21 protein-coding genes and 1 pseudogene are annotated in these 21,253 nt (G+C 71.0%); 10 read left to right on the top strand and 12 right to left on the bottom strand.

The features are described from left to right. Positions 1-76: 76 nt before the first annotated feature. The 4 genes from ACZ6ZP_RS17630 to ACZ6ZP_RS17615 are packed head-to-tail and all read left to right on the top strand — an operon-like array spanning position 77 to position 3,999. Positions 77-2,530, top strand: coding sequence for a sensor histidine kinase (locus tag ACZ6ZP_RS17630; protein WP_469407410.1), 2,454 nt, complete (start codon positions 77-79; stop codon positions 2,528-2,530). Next, positions 2,527-2,991, top strand: coding sequence for a roadblock/LC7 domain-containing protein (locus ACZ6ZP_RS17625; RefSeq protein WP_469407408.1), 465 nt, complete (start codon positions 2,527-2,529; stop codon positions 2,989-2,991). The genes ACZ6ZP_RS17630 and ACZ6ZP_RS17625 overlap by 4 nt, the downstream gene beginning before the upstream one ends. Beyond that, a complete protein-coding gene (locus tag ACZ6ZP_RS17620) occupies positions 2,988-3,422 on the top strand; it encodes a DUF742 domain-containing protein (protein WP_351166643.1) in 435 nt (144 codons plus the stop codon). The genes ACZ6ZP_RS17625 and ACZ6ZP_RS17620 overlap by 4 nt, the downstream gene beginning before the upstream one ends. Next, the gene (locus tag ACZ6ZP_RS17615; RefSeq protein WP_351166641.1) at positions 3,403-3,999 is read left to right on the top strand and encodes a GTP-binding protein; all 597 of its coding nucleotides are present in this window, start codon (positions 3,403-3,405) and stop codon (positions 3,997-3,999) included. Before ACZ6ZP_RS17620 ends, ACZ6ZP_RS17615 begins: the two co-directional genes overlap by 20 nt. Positions 4,000-4,079: 80 nt before the next feature. Here ACZ6ZP_RS17615 and ACZ6ZP_RS17610 read toward each other — a convergent pair whose 3' ends face one another. After that, positions 4,080-4,289 carry a DUF6243 family protein gene (locus tag ACZ6ZP_RS17610; RefSeq protein WP_361474475.1) on the bottom strand — a complete coding sequence of 70 codons (210 nt, stop codon included), beginning with the start codon at positions 4,287-4,289 and terminating at the stop codon, positions 4,080-4,082. A gap of 392 nt (positions 4,290-4,681) precedes the next feature. Between ACZ6ZP_RS17610 and ACZ6ZP_RS17605 the strand changes: the two genes are divergently transcribed. Further along, positions 4,682-5,320, top strand: a complete 639-nt coding sequence (locus ACZ6ZP_RS17605) for a hypothetical protein (protein ID WP_469407405.1) — start codon at positions 4,682-4,684, stop codon at positions 5,318-5,320. 260 nt (positions 5,321-5,580) lie between these two features. Continuing rightward, the gene (locus ACZ6ZP_RS17600) at positions 5,581-6,102 is read left to right on the top strand and encodes a 2'-5' RNA ligase family protein (RefSeq protein ID WP_469407404.1); all 522 of its coding nucleotides are present in this window, start codon (positions 5,581-5,583) and stop codon (positions 6,100-6,102) included. A 31-nt stretch (positions 6,103-6,133) separates the two neighbouring features. On the opposite strand, the gene ACZ6ZP_RS17595 is transcribed toward ACZ6ZP_RS17600, so the two are convergent. The 5 genes from ACZ6ZP_RS17595 to ACZ6ZP_RS17575 all read right to left on the bottom strand — a co-directional run bounded on the left by ACZ6ZP_RS17595 (position 6,134) and on the right by ACZ6ZP_RS17575 (position 11,551). After that, complete coding sequence (locus ACZ6ZP_RS17595; RefSeq protein WP_469407403.1) at positions 6,134-6,394, bottom strand: hypothetical protein; 261 nt, start codon at positions 6,392-6,394, stop codon at positions 6,134-6,136. Positions 6,395-6,412: 18 nt separating this feature from the next. Further along, positions 6,413-7,054 (bottom strand): hypothetical protein, encoded by a 642-nt coding sequence (locus tag ACZ6ZP_RS17590; protein WP_469407402.1) that lies wholly within the window; start codon positions 7,052-7,054, stop codon positions 6,413-6,415. 167 nt (positions 7,055-7,221) lie between these two features. Further along, positions 7,222-8,190, bottom strand: coding sequence for an NAD(P)-dependent alcohol dehydrogenase (locus ACZ6ZP_RS17585; protein ID WP_469407401.1), 969 nt, complete (start codon positions 8,188-8,190; stop codon positions 7,222-7,224). 389 nt (positions 8,191-8,579) lie between these two features. Beyond that, positions 8,580-10,055: an FG-GAP and VCBS repeat-containing protein gene (locus ACZ6ZP_RS17580; RefSeq protein WP_469407400.1), complete on the bottom strand. Its 1,476-nt coding sequence runs from the start codon at positions 10,053-10,055 to the stop codon at positions 8,580-8,582. Between the two features lie 59 nt (positions 10,056-10,114). Further along, positions 10,115-11,551, bottom strand: a complete 1,437-nt coding sequence (locus ACZ6ZP_RS17575; protein WP_469407399.1) for an FG-GAP repeat protein — start codon at positions 11,549-11,551, stop codon at positions 10,115-10,117. Positions 11,552-11,849: 298 nt separating this feature from the next. On the opposite strand from ACZ6ZP_RS17575, the gene ACZ6ZP_RS17570 reads away from it, so the two are divergent. After that, positions 11,850-12,089 carry a hypothetical protein gene (locus ACZ6ZP_RS17570; protein WP_351166627.1) on the top strand — a complete coding sequence of 80 codons (240 nt, stop codon included), beginning with the start codon at positions 11,850-11,852 and terminating at the stop codon, positions 12,087-12,089. 154 nt (positions 12,090-12,243) lie between these two features. Here ACZ6ZP_RS17570 and ACZ6ZP_RS17565 read toward each other — a convergent pair whose 3' ends face one another. Together ACZ6ZP_RS17565 and fabV are read right to left on the bottom strand one after the other, a co-directional pair. Beyond that, entirely contained in the window at positions 12,244-13,293 is a 1,050-nt protein-coding gene (locus ACZ6ZP_RS17565; RefSeq protein WP_366464987.1) for a LacI family DNA-binding transcriptional regulator, read from the bottom strand. A gap of 73 nt (positions 13,294-13,366) precedes the next feature. Next, complete coding sequence (fabV, locus tag ACZ6ZP_RS17560) at positions 13,367-14,581, bottom strand: enoyl-[acyl-carrier-protein] reductase FabV (RefSeq protein WP_469407396.1); 1,215 nt, start codon at positions 14,579-14,581, stop codon at positions 13,367-13,369. A 314-nt stretch (positions 14,582-14,895) separates the two neighbouring features. On the opposite strand from fabV, the gene ACZ6ZP_RS17555 reads away from it, so the two are divergent. Further along, on the top strand, positions 14,896-15,849 hold the full coding sequence (locus ACZ6ZP_RS17555; protein ID WP_469407394.1) for a YihY/virulence factor BrkB family protein: 954 nt from the start codon (positions 14,896-14,898) through the stop codon (positions 15,847-15,849). Positions 15,850-15,885: 36 nt separating this feature from the next. Here the strand turns inward: ACZ6ZP_RS17555 and ACZ6ZP_RS17550 are convergent, their stop codons facing one another. The 3 genes from ACZ6ZP_RS17550 to ACZ6ZP_RS17540 all read right to left on the bottom strand — a co-directional run bounded on the left by ACZ6ZP_RS17550 (position 15,886) and on the right by ACZ6ZP_RS17540 (position 18,582). Further along, positions 15,886-16,632 carry a phosphotransferase family protein gene (locus ACZ6ZP_RS17550; protein ID WP_469407393.1) on the bottom strand — a complete coding sequence of 249 codons (747 nt, stop codon included), beginning with the start codon at positions 16,630-16,632 and terminating at the stop codon, positions 15,886-15,888. A 127-nt stretch (positions 16,633-16,759) separates the two neighbouring features. After that, positions 16,760-17,935 carry an endonuclease/exonuclease/phosphatase family protein gene (locus ACZ6ZP_RS17545; protein WP_469407392.1) on the bottom strand — a complete coding sequence of 392 codons (1,176 nt, stop codon included), beginning with the start codon at positions 17,933-17,935 and terminating at the stop codon, positions 16,760-16,762. A 2-nt stretch (positions 17,936-17,937) separates the two neighbouring features. Continuing rightward, positions 17,938-18,582, bottom strand: coding sequence for a M15 family metallopeptidase (locus tag ACZ6ZP_RS17540; protein WP_469407391.1), 645 nt, complete (start codon positions 18,580-18,582; stop codon positions 17,938-17,940). Between the two features lie 87 nt (positions 18,583-18,669). On the opposite strand from ACZ6ZP_RS17540, the gene ACZ6ZP_RS17535 reads away from it, so the two are divergent. Together ACZ6ZP_RS17535 and ACZ6ZP_RS17530 are read left to right on the top strand one after the other, a co-directional pair. After that, complete coding sequence (locus tag ACZ6ZP_RS17535) at positions 18,670-19,350, top strand: response regulator transcription factor (protein WP_351166617.1); 681 nt, start codon at positions 18,670-18,672, stop codon at positions 19,348-19,350. Between the two features lie 687 nt (positions 19,351-20,037). Continuing rightward, positions 20,038-20,352, top strand: a complete 315-nt coding sequence (locus ACZ6ZP_RS17530) for a MerR family transcriptional regulator (protein WP_469407389.1) — start codon at positions 20,038-20,040, stop codon at positions 20,350-20,352. A gap of 382 nt (positions 20,353-20,734) precedes the next feature. On the opposite strand, the pseudogene ACZ6ZP_RS17525 reads toward ACZ6ZP_RS17530, so the two are convergent. Further along, positions 20,735-21,209, bottom strand: a pseudogene (locus ACZ6ZP_RS17525) (hypothetical protein). Positions 21,210-21,253: the final 44 nt, after the last annotated feature.

Raw genomic sequence — 21,253 nt, 5'->3', positions numbered from 1 at the left:
GGCGCCCCGCGTACCCCCGGGGCCGACGCATTCCGCGCGCCCCCGCACTCCTGCACCGCCAAGGAGACCCTTCGTCATGCCCGCACGCCCTCTGGTGCCCGAACGCTGGCGCCCCAAATCGATCCGCGCGAAGGTCGTCACTCTGCTGACCGTGCCGGTCCTCTCGCTGATGGCCCTGTGGGGACACGCGGCCGTCACCACCGCCTCCCAGGTCTCGGCCACCGAGCAGCTGCGCCAGATCGACTCGACCCTGGTGCGGCCCGTCTCACGGTTCACCTCCGCGGTGCAGGACGAGCGGGCCGCGGCCCTGAAGTACCAGGCCGCGCCCGGCGGCACCGCCCGCGCCGACTTCGACGCCGCGCAGGCCCGCACGGACAAGACCGTCACGGCGCTGCGCGCGGGCATCCGCTCCAGCAGCACCGACCTCGCGGCACTCGACGCCGCGCTGCCCGGCCGCGTCCGCTCCCTGCTCACGAGCGCCACGTCGCTCGGTGAGCGGCGCGAGAGCACCCGTGCCGCCTCCGCCGTGCTCTCCGACTACGGCAAGGCCGTCGACCGGGCCTTCGCGGTCCGCTCCGGGCTCGCGGGCGCCGACCAGCCCGACCGCGCCTCCGCCACCCGTACCGTGCTCGAACTGGCCCGCTCCCGCGACGCGTTGAGCCGCCAGGACGCCGTGCTCGGTGCCGCGCAGGCGAGCGGGACCATGTCCGGGGCCCAGTACCGTACGTACGTCGGCGATGTCGCGAAGCAGCGTGCCTTCGCCGACGCGGCCGTGTCCGACCTGCGGTCCCAGGACGCCGCCGCCTACCGCAAGGTGCTCGACTCGCGCTCCGCAGCCGGCCTCGCCACCGCCCAGGGCGCCGTCCTCGCCGCCGGCCCCGCCGACGCCGCCACGGCGGTGAGCGCGAGGCACTGGGACTCCGTCGCCGGTCCCACCCTGTCCGGGCTCGCCACCGCGGAGCAAGGAGCGATCGACACGGGCGCCGGGGCGAAGCCGTACTCCCTGTCGAACCTGGGCAGTTCCGGCCTCGCCGTACTCCTCGGTCTGCTCGGTGTGATCCTCTCGCTCCTGCTCTCCGTACGCATCGGACGCGGCCTCGTCGACGACCTGACCGGACTGCGCAACTCCGCGCTGGAACTCGCCGCCCGGCGGCTCCCGGCCGCCATTCGCCGCATCCACGGCGGCGACGGCCTCGATCTGGAGAAGGAGGCGCCGCTGTCGCAGAAGCCGGTCCGGGACGAGATCGGCCAGGTCGGTGCGGCGCTGACCACGGTGCAGCGTGCCGCGCTGCGCGCCGTCGCGGGCCGCGCCGCCGTACTGACGGGTGTCTCCGGCGTGTACGTCAGCCTCGCCCGCCGCAGCCAGTTGCTGCTGCACCGTCAGCTGGAACTCCTCGACACCATGGAGCGCCGCACCGAGAACCCCACGGACCTGGAGGACCTCTTCCGCCTGGACCATCTGACGACGCGGATGCGCCGCCACGCCGAGTCCCTGCTGATCCTCTCCGGCTCCGCGCCCGGCCGCGCCTGGCGCAACCCGGTCCCGCTGATCGACGCCGTGCGCGCGGGCATCGCGGAGACCGCGGACATCGAGCGGGTTCAGCTGCACGACATCCCCGATCTGCGCCTGTCCGGCTCGGGGGTCGCCGACCTCATCCACCTGATCGCCGAACTCACCGAGAACGCGGCCTCCTACTCGCCGCCGCACACCCCCGTGGTGGTGCGCGGTGAGGAGGTCGGGGCGGGCGCCGTCCTGGAGATCGAGGACCGCGGTCTTGGCATGGGCGACGAGGCGCTCGCCGCGGCCAACGAGAAGATCCGGGCCGCGGACGTCGACCTGCTCGACTCGCGCCAGCTCGGCCTGTTCGTGGTCAACCGCCTCGCCGAGCGCCAGCACGTCGACGTAACTCTGCGCCGCTCGGTCTACGGCGGTATCACCGCGGTCGTCTTCCTGCCGCAACAGCTCCTGGAGGCACCGCACCCGGGCCTGCGCCCCCTGCCGGAACCGGAGCCTTTGCGGGCGGTGGAGCCGGGCCCCGCACCGGACCTCGACCCGGCCCTCCCCCATGTCCCCGCCCAGCGGCACCACAGCCGGGCACCGGCGGACGCACCCGAGACGGAGCCCCGCCCCTCGCACGGTGCCCCGGCGCCCATGCAGCTGCCCGGCCGCGCCCGGCACGCCGCGGTCCAGCGGCCCGAGACCCCGCCCGCCCCTACCGGGCAGCCCACCGACGCACCCGACGGACAGGGACAGAACGGGCAGCAAGACGCGGAGGACGGACTGCCGCGCCGGGTGCGCCAGGCCAGCCTCGCGCCCGAACTGCGCCAGGACGACGACGCGAGCGCGGGCCCGCAGCCCGCCCAGAGCCCGACCGTCCGCTCCCCGGAAGCCGCCCGCGCCACGATGGCGTCGCTGCGCTCCGGACGGCGCCGTGCCTCCGTCACCCGCGACGAAACGGCCGGCCCCGGCACCCCGGGCCCCTCTCCCCACCACCACGCAGCGAACGACGAAGGGTTCCGAGACCGATGACGCCGACCTACTCCGTCACCTCCGTGGGCAGCCAGATCGACGACCACGGCAGGCGAGGCATCGACTGGCTCCTGGACGACCTCGTCGACCGCGTCGCGGAGGTCCGGTACGCGGTCATGCTGTCCACCGACGGCCTGTGCGTCGGCGCCTCGCTCGGGATGGGCCGCGACGAATCGGAGCGTTTCGCCGCCATCGCCTCCGGCTTCCACTCCCTCGCCAAGGGGGCGGGCCGGCACTTCGACGCGGGCGGCGTCGTCCAGACGATGATCGAGCTGCAGGGCGGCTTCCTCTTCGTGATCGCCGCCGGAGACGGCTCCTGCATCGCCGTGTTCACCGACGGGAACGCCGACATCGGCCTGGTGGCGTACGAGATGGCCCTGCTGGTCGACCGGGTGCGCGAGCACCTGACCGTGCCCGTGCGGACGGACGGCGCGCCCACGCCGGACGGCGAGACCTCATGACCGACCGGCCATCCAACCGCCGCAGGGGCGATCCGGGCGACGGCTTCGCCGAAGCGTGGACCGACCGTTACGACGACGAGGCCGGGCCCCTGGTCAGGCTCTACGCCATGACCGCCGGTCGCGCCCGCACCGACAACGGCGCGGAGCGCGTCGACCTGATGGCGATCGTCCGGCGCACCGGCACCGCCCCGCGCGGCCCGCTCCCGCCCGAGCAGCGAGCCCTGTTGGCCCTGAGTGCCCCTGGCCCGCGCCCGGTCGCGGACCTGGCGTCGGACTCGGGACTGCCCCTCGGTGTCGTCCGGGTCCTGCTCGGCGACCTCACGGCGCAGGGCCTGCTTCACATCACCCCGCCCCAGTCCACCGCCAGCGGGAAAGAACGTCCTCCCGCCCACCTCCTGCGAGAAGTGATCAATGGCCTCCGCGCACTCTGACCACCCGCGGCCCGCGGTGTCCGCCGACTTCACCGCGCTCAAACTCCTGATCGCCGGCGGCTTCGGCGTGGGGAAGACCACGCTGGTGGAGTCGGTCAGCGAGATCCGTCCCCTGCGTACGGAGGAACCCCTCACCGAGGCGTCACGCCCGGTGGACAGCCTTGAGGGGGTGACCACGAAGACCACGACCACGGTCGCCATGGACTTCGGCCGCATCTCCCTGCACGACGATCTCGCCCTGTATCTGTTCGGCACGCCCGGTCAGGACCGGTTCTGGTTCGTCTGGGACGAGTTGGCCACCGGCTGCCTGGGCGCGGTGGTCCTCGCCGACACCCGCCGGCTCGCGGACTGCTTCCCCGCCGTGGACTACTTCGAGAGCCGCGGCATCCCGTTCATCGTCGCGGTGAACTGCTTCGACGGAATCCGCAGCCACTCCCCGGAGACGGTGGCCCGCGCGCTCGACCTGAACCCGCACACGCCCGTCCTGCTCTGCGACGTGCGTGACCGGGAGTCCGGCAAGGAGGTCCTGGTCTCCCTGGTCGAGCACGTCCTGAGCCGGGAGCTGGTCGCCCGCTGACGCCGTACGGGGCAGGGCCCGGACCGCACGTCGCGGTCCGGGCCCTGCCCCGTACGGTGCCGCCCTGCGGCGGCGGTGCGTCAGCTCTGCGCGGCGTCGTCGCTCGTCTGCCCGGCGCCCTCGGCTGCGGCTGTCTTCTCGCGCATCTTGCGCACCAGCTCCGCCTTCTGGTCGGCGGCACCCTGGCGGTCGAGGTTGCGGTGCGGACCGTTGTTCTGCCGTTCGGCGCGGGACAGCTTCTTGCGCTTGCCGCCGCCCATGCCCACGGGGTTGTTGATGTTCTTGCTCACGGGTTCTCCCGGAATGATGTGAAGTGATCTACGGATTCATCGGTGGGGGACGGGCACGGCGACGTCTAGGGAGGTCAGCAGGGGCCCGTCACACTCTCACTCGTAAATCAGCGTCTGGAAGAACATGACCATGCCCATGACGTTACCCGGTTCCGACGGCCCCGCACACCAAGTTTCCGCCGTCCCGGCGCCGGCCGGGCCCTCGGCGAGCGTCCGGGAGCAGCGGCTTCCTTTTAGGAATCTCAGCATCGACGGTGGGCTTCCGCCACGAAAGGTGATGCGACGACGACTCCAGACGAGGTCAATCATGATTAACGGGCCCCCGGAGGCGTAGCGAAGCCCTCTGGCCCACGGGCTCCTCAAGCCGGGCACCCAGCCGCCATCCTGGCGTCATGGACCAGGGGTTAGCAGCCGTCGTCTCCTCAGTCACCACATGTGTCATCGCCATAGCGGGTGTCGGAGGAACACTCCTGGCCGCGCGGCTGAGCGCACGCGCCCAGCGGCAGCAGGTCCTGGACCAGGGAGACCTGGAACACATCCGCTGGCTACGCGATCGTAAGGCGGCCGCCTGCGTGGCCGCGCTAGAGGCCACCCGCCAGGTCAAACACCTCACCACCAAGTGGTTGGAGGAGACGTACGAGAGCCCGGTCCCAGACCTCAACTCGGCGTCGTCACGCGAAGAGAAGAAGACAGCCATCTCGGCCCATGTCTGGGCCATCGCCCATCGTGTCGGCGCCGTGGATGCCGGCCGGGACTGGGGCGTGGCCCGCGCACAACTCGCCGTGCTCGAACTCCCGCTCACGCGTGCACTAGAGCAAGCAGGCGAAGCACATGACGAACTCGTCCGAAAGATTGTCCCCCACCTCGAAAGCCACGTCGCCCTGCGGGCCGGCCTAGAGCCGGAAGAGGAGGAGGACGTCGACTGGTCGAGCTATCACGCCGCGTACAAGAGGGCCCTGACCGCGTTCGAGGACGCGGCCAGGGCCAGCATCGCAACCCCACCCTCGGCGTACCCTGCCCGTCGGATATGACTTGGAGCACGGCGGCAGCAGCTCATTCCGTGGTCTCGGGGCGGTGCCCGGGCAGACGCCGCACTGGCTGGAGGGCCGATTGTCAGTGTGAGTGTGTAGCCTCCGGCGGTGATCATTGAACGAACCGCTGCAGTCGCACCCCCTCGCTTCGCGGACGAGGCGTTGCACAGACTGAGGGAAGACGACTTCCGGCTACGCGCACCCCTCTGGCCCAGGTTGTCGCAGCGGGACTCGACGCGGGAAGCGAGGTGACGACCACGATGCCTGCACCGGGAACAACGGCTGTCCTGGCACTGATGCCGGACGCCGAACCACTGCTGGAACTGGCCACCCAGGTGGACGCGCAGGTGGTACGGCCCGGGGTGCCCGCACACGCCACGCTGCTCTACCCATGGCTGCCGGCCGACCAAATCGGCGCGAGGGAGCTGGAGCGGTTGCGGGCCGCACTGCTGCGGGCCGCGCCGGAGGCCGGCCGGATTCCCGTCCGGCTGGCCGAGGTCGAGCGGGCCGGTGCGTTCGTCGGTGTCCCGGTGCCCGAACTGCGCGCCCTGGCCACCGCCGTTCGCGCCGCGTTCCCCGAACAGGTCCCCTACGACGGCCGGTTCGGGCAGGATCCGCCGGTGCACGTCACCGTGTCGCTGGACGCGACCGCCCGCACGGCCGCCACCATCGCGCGCCGGGTCACCGGCCGTCTACCGATCTCTTCCGAGGTGTCCGCCGTGCACGTGGTCGCCCTCACCTCTGACGGTTGGCAGATCCTCGCCGAGTTGCCGCTCGCTTGAAGCTGACCGTCAGAAGGTGCTCAAGAGGTACTCAGAACGCCCGCAAGTAGACTCGCCCCCGATCGGACTTGAGAGCCTGGACGTGGATCTCGATCCACTGCACCTTCTTACGCCGCTCGTCGTTCGCGCACGGCGGGCAAACCCCGGCCCAGCCCGTTCCCTTCAGGGTCTGCGGCTCGTCCAGCCCCAGATGCCCGAAGAGCTCGGCCTCCGGCACGGCGTCGCCCTTCGGCGCCTTGAGCGGCTCCTCGGAGTGCGAGGAACAGGCCGGCGACCAGCGCCGCGACGACACACGCACCGCCCTTGGTCATCAACGGTCCTTCTCGTCCCCCTTCGGCCCTCCAGGTGTGAACGGCCCGGTCGCGGGGGCTACGCAGGGGTCGATGACGGTCCGCTCGCCGGCCGCTGAGCCCTCCAGGCAGAGGCGACCGCCCTTGTCACGCAGATCGAGGAAGAACCGTGTGCTCGCTCCGGTCTGCCTGAGGTCGTGGATACGGTCGTCGACGTAGCCGAGGTCGTGCAGGATCGTCCTCACCTTGGCGGGGGTTGGGCCCTTCAGATTCCACAGCGCCTGGGCGATGCGTTCCTCATGGCGGGCGCTCGCACACCAGTCGCGAGCGTTCAACTCCACTTCCGGCCCGGCCGTGGGGGCGATGGGCTCGACGTCCGCTTCCACCGAACCCGGCAGCGTCTCCGCCGGTTCGGTCGGCGGTGCCTCGGGCGGGGCGCTCGGGGGACACGGCTGTGCGGCATGATCCAGCATCTCTGTGAAGGCCGCGTCGCTCTGGCCTCCGGCGGTGACTGCGGACTTGGCCCGCTCTCCGCCGGCGTCGGCCTTCTTGCTGCCGCACGCGCCGAGCGCAAGGACGGCAACGGCTGTCATCACGAAGGTGAGCTGCGGGCCCCGTGAGGGGCGGGCGAAGGTGCCGCCTGGGACAGGGATGCGTGTCATGCGCACAGTCTTGGATCGAGCGGCCCGCCGCACGTGAGTACGCGTACTCACGTGCGGCGGGCTCATTGCTCAGCCGTCCCTGCGTTGCTGTGCGCGAGGCGGCGGTGTAGCAGCGGCAGGCCGACATGCGGGTGATCCGTCCGGCTCAAGACGCGATCACCCTCAGCTTAAACGGTCACGACTATCTTGCCCCGGGGATGGCCCCTCTCCAGGTGTTTGATCGCGGCGACGGCTTCGGAGAGCGGGTAGGTGCGGTCGATGGCCGGTGCGATCGTGCCGGTCTCGGCGAGCCTCTTGAGGGTCAGCAGGTCCTGCTGACGCACCCTGGCGATCAGGCTGCTCAGCGTCTGGCCGAGGAACGGTGAGAGCGCGTGGCCACGGAGCTGGCGGCCCAGGCCGCCCACCCAGTCGCCGCCGCCTTCGCCTCCGGCCATGACCAGGACGCCCTTGGGGGCAAGTGCGCGGCGCAGCAAGGACAGTGGGCGGTTGCCCGCGACGTCGAGGATGATGTCGAACCGGTGTTTGCTGTCGGTGATCTCCTGGCTGGTGTAGTCGATGACGTCGGTGGCGCCCAGGGCCCGGACGAAGTCCGCCTTGCCGGGGCCGCAGACGGCGGTTACCTCGGCTTCGTACGAGACGGCGAGCTGTATGGCGTAGGTTCCGATGCCGCCGGAGGCGCCGATGACGAGGACGCGCTGCCCCGGTTTCGGGCGCGCCTTGCCACTGAGGGCCTGGTAGGCGGTGACGCCGGAGACGGGGAGAGCCGCGGCGTGTTCGAAGGTGAGATTGCCGGGCTTGGGCGCGAGCTTGTCGGCCTTGGCGCAGGTGTACTCGGCCAACGAGCCGTCGCCGCTGCCGAAGACTTCGTCGCCCGTCTTGAACCCCGTCACCTTCGCACCGACCGTCTCGACCACTCCGGCGACGTCCCAGCCCCGAACCGGGTTCTTGGGCTTGCGGATTCCCAGGGCGAGGCGGGCGATGTAGGGCTTGCCCGTCATGAGGTGCAGGATGCTCGGGTCCACCCCGGCCGCACGCACCTGGACCAGCACTTCGTCGTCGCGAGGCGCGGGACGGCGCAGGTCACGCAGTTCCAGGCTGTCGACGGTGCCGTACGGGCCTTGGGCGATGGCCTTCATGGGTCCCCCTGGTTGGTGCTGCCACCCCGTAGCATCCCGCCAGTTCGAACCACTGACCAGACTCCGCTCAGCGGGGTTGGTCCCTCGTGCTGAGGCGAGCCGTGGCCGGGAGGCCGATGAGGAGCAGGAGATCAGCTGCCGCGGCGTAGGCGAGGTGGTGGCCGGTCAGCGACAATCCGTACGCCGCGCGTGTTCAGCAGGTTCCGGTCCAGCAGGACCGCATCCCCGCTGCGGGTACGCCCACGGCGCCACCACAGGTATCCGGTGGCCGCGGCGGCCGCGGCCATCGCTGCCGCGAACAGGCGGCCCCCGGGCCGGGACGCCGCCGGCGTCGTTCCCGCACGGCGCGCCGCCTCTGTCAGCGGCGCGCCGCCCGCGTCACCGGGGTCTCAGCGCCCGAGTATCTGCCCGTAGTACAGCGCGCCCCGCAGCCCGAACAGCCGTGGCGTCAGCGCCTTGGAGCCTGCCCCGGCGCCGTTCGGCAGGGTCCAGACACCGCCTGTGCTGAGGTTCTGCTCGTACTCCGCGCTGTTCTCGTTGTAGACGCCGACCGTGACGTCGCCGTCCCCGTCACCGTCGTAGTCCCCCAGGGCCAGCGCCGAGCCGAACTCGTCGTTGACCTCCGACGTTCCCGGGACCCCGGTGGAGTCCTGGTGCCAGGCCGCCGACCTGGCGGTGCCCGAGGCGTCGAGCAGACCGTCCGGGCCCGAGGTCAGCACGGTCGCCGAACCGGCGCGGTCCGCCGTCCCGATGGCCTCGGCGGGCGTGCCCGCCACCAGGTCGTCCCGGCCGTCCCCGTTGAGATCGCCCGCGGCCAGCTTGATGCCGAAGTTGTCCGCCTGCTCCGCCGTGCCCGCGACGCCCGGGGTGTCCTGGCTGAACGTCTGGTTGCGGGTGCCGAAGCCCTCGGCGCCCCCGCCTCCGTAGAGCACCCGCACCTTGCCGCCCTTGGCCAGTTCGTCGGGGCCGCAGGCCTCGGTGGGCCGGTCGGCCTCGGCGATGATCAGGCAGTGCCCGAGGGCCAGGTCGTCCACGCTGTCGCCGTCGAAGTCGCCCGCGGCTACGGCGTAGCCGGTGGCCGGGGACTTCCAGTACTCCTGCAGGGCCGAGCCGTTCCAGCGCCACAGGGTGGTGCGCGAGTAGTCGTTGGAGTACGAGGAGATCGCCAGGTCGGTCTTGCCGTTCCCGTCGAAGTCCCCGGCCGCCAGCCTGCCCGCGGTGCCGCCGAAGCCGGTGTCGAGCAGGTGCGTCAGCGGCTTGTCCTCGGTGAGCGGGCCCGGGCGCAGGGTGACCTCGCCGAACTCCCCGTGGGGCAGGCCCACCGCCACGTCCACGGCGCCGTCCTGGGTGAAGTCGCCCACGGAGAGCGAGGCCCCGGCGCCGCTGCCCCTCGAACCCTGCGCGATGGTCCTGCCACGCTCGAAGCGGCCACTGGACGAGCCGTACAGCACGACCACCGCGCCGTGGCCCGTCGCCTCCGGGTCGCTGCCGACGTCCTCGCCGCTCACCCCGACGACGACGTCGGTGAAGCCGTCGCCGTCCACGTCGGCCGTCTCGACGGAACTGCCGAACCGGTCGTTCTTCTCGCTGGTGCCGGGGACTCCCGGGCTGTCCTGGCTGACCGAGGCGGTGGAGGTGCCGGCCCCGCTCGATCCGCCGTAGAGCACGTGGAGGTAGCCCGCGGACGTCTCGCCGTCGACGTCCCCTCGATAGACGCCGACCACGGAGTCCGCGTATCCGTCACCGTTGAAGTCGGCGCCCTGGACAGCCGCCGCCGGTGCCGCGCCCGCCGCAGTGGCGAGCCCCGCCGAGGCGAGGACGGTGGCGGCGCCCAGCAGGGCGGCCGAGAGTCTCTTACTGCGCACAGATGCTCCACATCGCAAGGTGGGAAGGCGGGTGGCCGTACTGGAGGACAGGCAGCTGCCTAGGAGCCCAGCACTTCGCCGTACTTGATGGCCCCGTTGGGCAGCGCGAAGCCGAACGGCGTCAGCGACTTGCCCAGCGGGTAGGTCTCCTCGGTGCTGCTCGGCGCGAACCAGACGCCGCCCGAGCGGGGCTCACCGGCGTTCTCCCCGGGCGCGCTCACCGCGGTGTCCCACAGTCCGTCGCGGTTGTAGTCGCCGACGGCCACCTGGGCGCCGAAGCGGTCGCCGGCCTCGGCCGTGCCGGGCATGTTCGGGGTGCTCTGGCTGCGGGCCAGGCCGCCGTAGGGGCCGTGCTCGGTGCCGTTGAGGGTGACGTAGCCGCCCGCGTCCTTCACGCTGCCCACGTCCTCGCCGGGCACGCCGACCACCAGTTCCGGACGGCTGTCGCCGTTCAGGTCGCCGGCGGCAAGCGAGGCGCCGAAGTCGTCGCCCGACTCGGCGGTGCCGCCGACGTCCGGGTTGGACTGGGTGATGCACTCGTTCTCGGTGCCGAAGTGCGCGGTCTTCGAGCCCTTGAGCAGGAGCACCGCACCGCCGAGCAGGTCCTCGCAATGCGTGGTCTCCGACTCGCCGTTGGGCATGACGAGGCCGACCGCGAGGTCGTCCGTGCCGTCCCGGTCGAAGTCGGCGGTGGCGAGCGCGCTGCCGCGGTCGGCGTCGGCCCACCACTGGGCGGGCTTGGCCTGGTCGTCCCAGCGCGTGATGAAGGTGCCGGAGTCCTCCATGGCCTTCCAGGTGGTGGCCAGATCGTCCCGGCCGTCGCCGTCGAAGTCACCGGTGGCCAGGTCGACGGTGTTGCCGCCCATGCCGTAACCGCGCAGGGTGGTGGTGGGCGCCGGGTCGGCGGTGAGGGGGCCCGGACGGAACCGGAGTTCGCCGCGCTCCTCGCCGCTGTCGTTGTACGCGAGGTCGATGTCGCCGTCCCCGTCGTAGTCGCCCGCGGCGATGGTGTCGCCGATGCCGCTGAACTCGCTCGCGCCCCTGGCCACGGTGGTGCCCTTGACGTTCCACTCCGAACCGTCCAGGACGGTGATGGTGCCCTCGTTCCCGAGCTGCTCGGAGCTGAGCGACTCGCCGCTCGCGCCGACGACGAGTTCGAAGACGCCGTCGCCGTTCACGTCGACGGGCTCCACGGAGGAGCCGAAGCGGTCGCCCGCCTCGGGGGTGCCGGGGATGCCGGCCTCGGCCTGGCTGATGACGCCGGTGGACTGGCTCGGGCTCTGCGGGCCGCCGTAGATCACGCTGATGTAGCCGGCCTTGGCCTTGCCGTCCACCGTGGCGTTGGGCATGCCGACCGCGATGTCCGCGTATCCGTCGCCGTTGAAGTCGAACCGCGGGGTCGTGGCGGCCGCGGCGCTCCCGGCGAGCGGCAGGCTCAGACCGGCCGCGGTGAGTGCCGCGACGACGGCGGTGGCGGTCAGGGTACGTGCACGCACGGTGGAACTCCCGTTGTCGAAGGGGGAAGTGAGGGGAAGGGCTTGCGGGAGTGTGACGCATGAGGCGTACGAAGGGTTGTGCGAAAGTGGCTGCCCGGTGAACGGAACGTCCTTCCGCCCGAGTTGACCGCCGCCTGCGCGCCGCCACACGGCGGGTCACCGGCACGCGTTGCGCTCTCCGGCAGCCTGCCCCTGGTCCCCCGCGGCCTCGGTGACCACTATGCGGACAATCGGACGAGCATATTCCGGTTGGTGCCTACGATCCGTCGGTACGTCCCTGCACGGGTTCAACCAGGCCGTGCTGCGCCTCGGTTCGACGCTGACGCTGTTCTTCTTCCCCGTCCTCAGCAGCGGCCTCGGCACGCACGTCTACTGGGTCATCCTCGCCGCCCCCGCCCTCGGCCTGATCGCACTGCTGGCCAAGCGCTGGGAGCCGGTCGGCTTCGACGCGGACGCGGAGGAGCGGATGCGGGACATGGACGCTCGTCAGCCCTCCAGGTGTCCGCGGGATGCTGCTGCGCCCGTGGCGCGAACCTGACGCTCACCCTGAACCTGAGGTTGAGACATCGACGGCAGCACCACTCGATGCGACCATCCGACCCCACTCCATCTGTCCACAGCACGCGTCCATCCAGCGCACACGCACCGCAGCAGACAGCATGCGGGCCACTCGGCTGCTGAGGAGGGTGCGGTCAGGCGGACTGCCGCTCGACCAAACGCGTCGGGGTGACCACGGAGGACAGCGGAGGGCTGTCCTCTGGCGACGCGGGCTCGCCCGTCGTCCGCTTGAACAGCAGCCGGGCCATCAGGCGTCCCATGCCCTCGATGTCCTGGTTCACGGTGGTCAACGGTGGCTCCGTCGCCTCGGCGATGGTCGCCAGGTCGTCGAAGCCGACGACCGCCACGTCCTCGGGTACGCGGCGCCCGCGCACCCGCAGCACGCCCAGGGCACCGGATGCCATCAGGTCCGAGGCGACGAAGACCGCGTCCAGGTCGGGGCACCGGTCGAGGAGCGCGGCCATGGCGTCGGCGCCGCCCCGCAGCGTGAAGTCGCCCTCGGCGATCAGCTGGGGCGGGGTGTCGAGGAGTACGTCGCGGTAGCCATCGAGGCGGTCGATCGCCGAAGCCTGGTTGAGCGGGCCGGTGATGGTCCCGATGCGTCGGCGTCCCAGCGCTACGAGATGCCGGACGGCTTGCCTGGCTCCGCCGCGGTTGTCGGCGTCGACGTACGTGTAGCCATGGCCGCGACGGCCGGTGCCCACGGCCGGGCGACCGCCGAAGATGGCAGGCAGGCCCATGTGCTCGACCATGGCGGGCAACGGATCGTCGGTGCGCAGCGAGAAGAGCAGGGCTCCATCGACGTGGCCACCGCCCAGGAAGTTCGCGACGCGCGGATAGTCGTCCGGTTCCTCGATGAACAGCAGTACCGGCTGTGCTCCTTGGTGGACGAGTTCCTGTCGGATGCCGCGCAGGTGACAGTCGAAGTAGGGGTCCACAAAGAGCCGGTTCTGCGGTTCGGTGACCACGACGGCGACGGCGTTGTTGTGCCGGGTGACCAGGCTCCGGGCGGCTTGGTTGGGTACGTAGCCCAGTTCGTCCACGGCCTGTCGGACGCGTTCCGCGACCGCGGCCCGCACTCGGGGCTCGCCGTTGATCACACGGGACACCGTGGACTTCGATATCCCCGCACGGCGCGCTACATCCTCGAGTGTGGGGCGATGTCCGTTCAACCGTTCCGTCAACAGCTTCTCCGATGCGCGCAGTTCCTCGATCGCTGGACACGTTAGCCCTCGGCCGCCGGGAGTCGCAGGTGTATCAGGGCGTGTGATCGGGCCAGGGGACATCTGTGGCGACCGGCGCCGCGTAGTCGATGCCGGGCACGGAGAATCCGTAGAGGCGTCGGATCTCGGCGCGGAACCAGTCGAGGTCGGCCAGGTCGGCGATGTTCGCCGTGGTGGCGGCCTCCCAGCGGTCGGCGACGGCCGCCTGGACGTCGTCGGTCAGCTCGAAGGTGTCCAGACGTATCCGGCCCGCGTCGTCCAGAGCGAGCGGGGCGGCGCCGGTGAGCTGGTCCCACAGGGCGGAGAGCTGGCGGATCGGCGGGACGAGGGCGTCTCCCAGGACCCCCCGCAGCAGGCCGGTGTACAGGGCGATGCCGGGGATCGCGGTGGAGGACTGGGTGACGGCCGCGGCGTTGACGGAGGTCACGGCTCGCCCTCCCACCATCTTGTCGAGCCGCTCGTTCAGGGCACGGGCGGTGGCCTCCAAGTGTGTCTTGGCCGCGCCGATGGTGCCCTGCCGGTAGATCGCCGCCGTCAGCGACGAGCCGATGTAGGACAGTGCGGCGGTGGCGAACCGGTCGGCGAGCAGCCCCCGTCCGGCGAGGTGGTCGATCCAGCGTTCCCAGTCCGCGCCGCCCATCACGGCCACGGTCTGCTCCACGTCGTCGCCTTCGGCCGGCTCGGTCTCCACCTCGCGGACCTCGGGCACGCCCTCGTCGTCGAAGACCAGGGTCTTGGTGCGGCTGGCCCGACCGATCGGCTTGAGGACCGAGGCGTAGGTGGTGCCGGTGGTGGGGTCGGTACGCCGGGGCGCGGCCACCGAGTAGATCAGGTAGTCGAGCCGGCCGCCGAACCGCTGCTCGATGAGGTCGGCGACCTGGTCCTTCATCGCGTCGGAGAACGCGTCGCCGTTGAGGAATACCAGGTCCCTGCCTGCGGTGCGGGCGATGTCGGCGGTGGCACTGGTGCGGTACCAGCCGGCCGTCGCGGTGCGCCTCGCGGTGGGAGCCTTCTCGAAGCACACGCCTATGCCGCGGATACCGGCACGCTTGAGTCCGGCGAGCGTGGCCGCGAGCCCGTATCCGGCGGAGGAGCCGATGATCAGCGCGACCGGCCCGTCGCCGTCCGGCAAGCCGGCGGGGGTGGGGCATGCCTGCCACATGTCGGCCACCAACTGCCCGCACCCGGCCGGGTGGGAGTCGAGGAAGAGGAAGCCGCGATTGCGGGGAGTCAGAACGCGCTCGTTCACGGTGGCAGTCCTTGGGTCGGCCGAGACAGGGATACGGCGGCCGGCCTGGCCACCGCGTTCTGCAAGTCTGTGCCAACTCGGACGTGGGCAGTTGCTCTGCCCACCACAATGATCACGAGCCAGTCTTGGAGTGTTTCCCCACTTCCCGCCGAGCACGAAGCGGCCGCGGCCTGCGCGGCATCGACAGAGCGCTTCGATCCCGCCCTGAGCCGCCGCGATCTTGGCCAGACCGGATTGCGGCGGCATCGCCTGGGCACCGGGCACTGGTACGCAGGAACTTCCTGCCGACGTACGACGGGCGAGGCGGGCGGGGCATGGGCACGGCGACGACGGTTCCCGAGACACGGGACATGCAGGGCGAGGAACTCTCCGGGGACGAGGCGTTCGCGGCGCTGCGTCACTACGGCAGCTGGCGGCTGCTCCGCGACGCCTTCGTGCGGTTCCGGTACGCCGACGGGTTCAGCCACTCCCGGGCTCTGGCGCTGCAGACGGTCCTGGCGGTCGTCCCGCTGGCGATCGTGTTCGTCGGCCTGTCGACCGTGCTGCACACTCAGGGCATCGGCCGGTTCGCCGAGGTGGTCATCCACCGCATGGCACAAGGGCCGAGCGCCGATGTCGTCGACGAGGCACTGACCCGCAGCCGCCGGACCGCGGGCGGAGGCACGCAGGTCGCCCTCTGGTTCGGGCTCATGTTCTCCCTCGCCAACGTCACGACGGCCATGTGCCAGATCGAACGCGGCGCCAACAGGATCTACGGCAACGAGCGCGACCGTCCCTTCCACCGGAAGTACCTGCGCGGCATCGTCATGGCCGTCACCGCGGGCCTGCCCCTGGGACTGGGCTTCGTCGTGATGGTGGCGGGCCGTGACCTGGCGGCCGCGGCGGTGACGGTCTTCGGCATCGGTCCTGAGGTGAGCGCCGCGTTCGGGGTGGTGCGCTGGCCGTTGGGCTTCGTGCTGGCGCTCGTCTCGGCGAGCGTCATCTTCCGTCGCTCGCCTCGGCGGCGCCAACCCGGTTACACCTGGCTGGCGTTCGGGGCGGCGGTCTACCTCCTCCTGTGGACAGGTCTGACCGGTCTGCTGAGCCTGTACCTCTCGGTCAGCGGCTCCTTCGACACCGTCTACGGCCCGCTCAGCGCCTTCATGTCCCTGCTGCTGTGGGCCTACCTCACCTCGATCGCCCTGTTCCTGGGCTTGTCCTTCGCGGCCCAACTCGAGGCGGCCCGGGCGCTGAAACCCGGCCCCATCGAGGCGGATCCGGGCGTGTGACGCGGGCGGGCGCACCTCCTGACAGCTGGGATCTCCTCACCGCTGGGATCGCAGCACGTCGACCTCACAGCCCGGCGCGGTCGGGTCGAAGCCGTGCTCGACCAGCCAGCGAACTCCCAGCAGGCTCCGCACCGACCACCAGGCGCGGATCACGTCGAGGTCGACGTCGGTGCTGTATCCAGCGACGACGTCGCCCAGGTGCTCCGCGTGTCCGAGCGTCAAGGTGGCCAGGTCGAACAGGGCATCGCCCTGGCCCGCCTCGGACCAGTCGATGATTCCGGTGATCTCGTCACCCTCGACGAATACGTGAGCGATCTGCAGGTCGCCGTGGGTGAACACCGGAGTCCACGGCCGGAGCGCGGCCTGGGCGATCCGGAGGTTGCGGGTGACCAGGTCGGCGGGCAGCACGCCGTTTGTCACGAGCCACTCGCACTCGCCGTCGAGATCGGCCGCCAACTCGTCGAGGTCCCGGCCGCCCCGCCCGGTCCAGGCCGGCAACGCCGCCTCGTGCAGCTTCCGTACGGCGGCGCCCGCCGCGGCCCACGCCGCCAGCGAGGCGGTCGAGGGCTCGCCCAGGCGGCCCAGCGCCGTCCCCGGAAGCGCGGCGATCGCGAGCACGGGCGGCTTGCGCCACAGCACCTCCGGGGTCGGAACCGGCGCCCATGCCATCGCCTCGACCTCGACGTCCACGCGCGCCTGATCGGCGTCCACCTTCAGGAACACATCGCCGACGCGCAGGGTCGCACGCTCGGAATGGGCGACGACGACCTTGACCTCATCCATGGCCGCCCAGTATCCCGAATGCCCCACGACGCCACCGGCATTTATCGCGGGCGACTGCCCGGCTGACCCGTCCCGCCACAGCTGACAGCGGGAGAAGCGGGCGGGCGCCGGAGGCTGTGCGCGATGTTCACACGGTGATTCCGGCCGCCACCGGCCGGTGATCGCTGCCGGTGGCCGGCAGTACCCACGAGCTGTCGGGCTGCACGCCCCGGACCAGGACGTGGTCGATCCGCGCCATCGGGAACTTGGCCGGCCAGCTGAGTCCGAAGCCGTCCCCCGCCGCGTCCTGAGCCGAGCGCAGGTGTGAGGTGATGCCGGCGAACGCGCGGTCGTCCAGGGTGCCGTTGAGGTCACCGAGCAGCACCACCCGCTTGTTGTCCTCGGCGCCGATGGCTTTGGCGAGTGCCTGCGCCCCGTCGTCCCGCTGGCTCGTCACAAAGCCCGTCCGGGGATTCACGCGTACGGAGCCCAGGTGGGCCACGTACACCGCGAGCGGCCCCTGACGGGTGGCCACCGTGGCGCGCAGCGCCCGGGGTGTGGCCTTCTTCTCCTCTGCCGAGAGGTGCTCCGCCAGCGGCCCGACCATGCCCTGCATCGCGACGTCGACCGTCCGGATGCCCGACAGCGGCAGCTTGCTCCACAACCCGACCGTGCCCCGCACCGTGTGGTGCGGGTAGGCCTTGGCCAGCTCCTTCTCGTACGCGCCCTGGGCCTGTGGGGTGATCTCCTCCAGGGCCAGTACGTCCGCCTGGGAGGCGGCCAGGTCGCGGGCGGTACCGGCGGGGTCGGGGTTGTCGGCGCCGACGTTGTGGCTGACCACGGTGAGGTCGCTGCCCGCGTGGGACTTGTCGGTGAGCAGCGGGCCGAACAGGCTCAGCCACACGCCGACCGGCAGCAGCAGCGCGACCACCGCGGATGCGGAGCGGCGCCAGAGCGCCGCGGCCAGCAGCACCGGGATGAACAGGCCCCACCACGGCAGGAAGGTCTCGACCAGGCTGCCCAGGCCCCCGCGGTCGGTGATCTGCGCGTGCAGCAGCAGGAGCAGGCCCAGCAGCAGCGCCAGCGCCGCGAGCACCCGGCCGCGCTTCCAGGGCCCGGGCCGCCCGGCGGTGCGGATCGCCCGGCGGATGCCCGCGCGCCAGGTAGCGGGGCCGGTGTCCCGGCGGGCGGCGCCGTCCTGGCTGTTCTGCTCCATCGCGCCGGTGGTCTGCGCCGCCGTGTCGGTCGTCTGCTCCGCCCCGCCGGTGGTCTGCTGTGCCGTGCCTGCCTGCACGGTCGTCTGTCCTGGCTCGCTGCCGGTCACGGTCACTTCTTCATCCTCGGGTCCTGGGTGGGATCGGCGTACATCGGCGGGCAGCCGTGTTCGATCGCTGCGGTGCGCAGTTCGTAGTGCCAGGGCTCGTTCCGGTAGATCTGGCAGAGCCCGTACCGGGCGCCGTGTTCGGTCAGCCACGCCGTCGCGTCGGAGCGTCCGACGTCGAGGGCCTCCCCCGACACATGAGGCGACGTCGTGGCGGTGGCCACCCACCGGGCGGCCTCGGCTTCGGAGCCGTACCGGGCGATCGCCTGGCGCAGCAGCAGGTTCTGGTACTGCGGCGAACGCCAGCCGCTGTTGACGTACAGGGCGACTTGGTCGCCGCCGGCCTCCTTGGCGGCCCGGCGCAGGGCCTTGCGTAAGTCCGGGCGGAGGTTGGCCACAGCCGGAACATCTTCGTCGAAGACTGTCGTGCCCCCGGGAACGGCACCCCCGGCCTCGCCCAGCGCACCATGGTGCTCGCCGCGAGGACCCTTCGAGGGCGGTGCGGCCGATGAGGACGAGGAGGACGAGGAATTCTGCGCCTGACAGGCGAGGGTCGCGGCGATCGCCGCGATGACGGCCACCGGGCCGGCGACACGACGCCGATGCGTGGGGCGGACTGCTGTCCGTGCTGATGGCGGAGTGTGGTTCATGCCGCCAGTCAAGGCAGTGTGCTGTTGTCGGCACGTATGGGCTTTTCGATACGTCGGCGATATGTGCCGACTCGTAGCATCAAGAGCATGCGTGTACTGGTCGTCGAGGACGAGCCCTTTCTGGCCGAAGCCATCCGCGACGGCCTGCGCCTGGAAGCGATCGCGGCCGACATCGCGGGGGACGGTGACACCGCCCTGCATCTGCTGGACGTCCACGCCTACGACATCGCCGTCCTGGACCGCGACATCCCCGGACCCTCCGGTGACGAGATCGCCCAACGCATCGTCGCCTCCGGCAGCGGCATGCCGATCCTCATGCTCACCGCGGCCGACCGGCTGCACGACAAGGCGTCCGGCTTCGAGCTCGGCGCCGACGACTACCTCACCAAACCCTTCGAGCTCCAGGAACTCGCGCTCAGGCTGCGGGCGCTGGACCGCAGGCGCGCCCACAACCGACCGCCCGTGCAAGAGATCGCGGGCCTGCGCCTCGACCCCTTCCGCCGCGAGGTCTACCGCGACGGCCACTACATCGCCTTGACCCGGAAACAGTTCGCCGTCCTCGAAGTCCTCATCGCCGCCCAAGGCGGTGTCATCAGCGCCGAAGAACTCCTGGAACGCGCGTGGGACGCCAACGCCGACCCGTTCACCAACGCGGTACGCATCACCGTCTCGGCCCTGCGCAAACGGCTCGGCCGGCCCTGGATCATCGCCACCGTGCCGGGTGTCGGCTACCGCATCGAGGCCCAGCCGCAGACCGGACAAGACTGAGGCCGGCGACTCACGGTCCGCGGCCCGGCCGTCGCTCTCACCGGGTGGCGTGGCGAACTATCCTGCGGTGGCCGCGGGACAAGATTCCCGGCGGCCGGCGGGATGTTGCGCCGGTACTACACCGACGACCGGATGCTCGCGTGGGATGAGAAGTTGGAGCAGTCCGAGCAGAGCAACGACCGCTTCTGCATGAACATCCAGTAGGCGGGCCGCCGCGTCCTGCGGATACCGCAGGAGCCCAGGGAGCTCCCCACCGCCGGGCGGTGGGGAGCTCTTGGTTTCCAGGGTCCTGCCCGCTTCCCCCTCCGTCATGTTCGAGGTCGATTACCTCACCGTCGAATACGCGTATATCTGTGTTGGCCGGAGTAGACATTGGGTGTCGGTGTCGTTATGGTTTCTCTCAGAGCCGAGATCAACGAGGCCCGGCAGTGCCCATCTGCCGGAAGAGCGGAGGGGCCGAGCACCATCAGGATCGCCCGGGCGGACGTCGTGAGTCCGGGTACCGCAGGACATCGACAGTGAGGTGGTCTCCGGTCGAGCAACCGCGATCCCCGCACCCCCGGCAGCACGTCGGCCGGGTCGGCGGAAACAAGAAGTCGGCGCGGCATCAGGGCCGACGGATGGTGCAGCAGTTCCTTCGGGGCCCTGGTGGTCATGGACGCCAAGGCCCCTCCACAGAGAGGTTCAATGTCAGCAGACGACTCGCTCGGCCACCTCGACGACGATGACCGCCCCGCCTACACGATGACTCGGGCCGCCGAATTGCTCGGCATCACCCAGGGCTTCCTCCACGCCATCGGAGAAGCCCGCCTCATCACCCCGCTCCGCTCCGAGGACGGCCACAGCCGCTACTCCCGCCACCAGCTGCGCATCGCCGCCCGTGTCCGGGAACTCGTCGATCGGGGCGCCCCCATCGAGGCCGCCTGCACCATCGTCACCCTCGAGGACCAGCTCGAACAGGACCAGCGCATCAACACCGAGCACCGCCGCTACGGCGGCTGAGACCTGCAACTCCCCCCGGAGCGCACATCGTGCACGCGCCTGATCCAGGCATCGCACCAAGGTGCCGGACACCGGCTACCACGCCCACGGTGGGAAGTTGGGAAATGTCCGGCTACAGCCGCGCGACTGCGGCGACGGCCGGCTGCGCGAGCGACCGTGACTCCCCCGCGATCGGTCCTCGCGCGAGACGCTCTCCAGGCGGCAGGGGCCGCGGAATCGAAGCCCTGTTGACCGTCACACCCGGGAGGGCGACGGCTGGAGCCGTGTTGTCGGCGATACGGCTCCAGCCGGTCTCGTGAAGGCATACGAGTCCGTCACGGCTCGGCGGCTTCCGGAATGGGCCTGCTGCCAGTCTTGTTGCTCCCGCCGCGCTGCGCACCCGTCAGCCAGCGGCCAGACTCTCGCGCGCCGCGGTCATGAACGCGGGCCTTGTGCGTCTCGAGATGCTCGTTCACTGCGGTGTCGCCGATGTCTCTCCACACCGCCTGGTTGAGCGCGTACCCGTAAAGGCGCACTGGCTCGTGCAGTGCTTCGTCGCACAGCAGCATCACGTTGCCCGACGCCGTCCACAGCGCGGTCATCACGGGCCCGGCCCCCGTCATCCAGCCGTTCTCGTCATCGCCCCACGGCTCAGGTCGGCTGTAGGCAACCCGCTCGGCCTCCTGCGCTTTCGCGACGAACTCCTTGAGCACCTCCAGCTGTTCCGCCCGCCGGCTCTCCGCCTCGGCCACCGCTTGTCTGCGTTGCTCGGTCCGCTCGGCGGACCGCTGGGTGGCACGCTGGGCAAACGCCGTCAGCCCGCCCCCGAGCACAACGCCGGCGAGCGACAAGACCGGTCCCCACACGTCGCCTGACACTGTGACACCCCTCCAAGATCACACCCAGGAGCATGGGTGTGCCG

This window comes from Streptomyces sp. NPDC054047 (assembly GCF_055585065.1).
The sequence above is the reverse complement of the archived record's forward strand: the minus strand, read 5'-3'. Positions and strand labels throughout refer to the sequence as shown.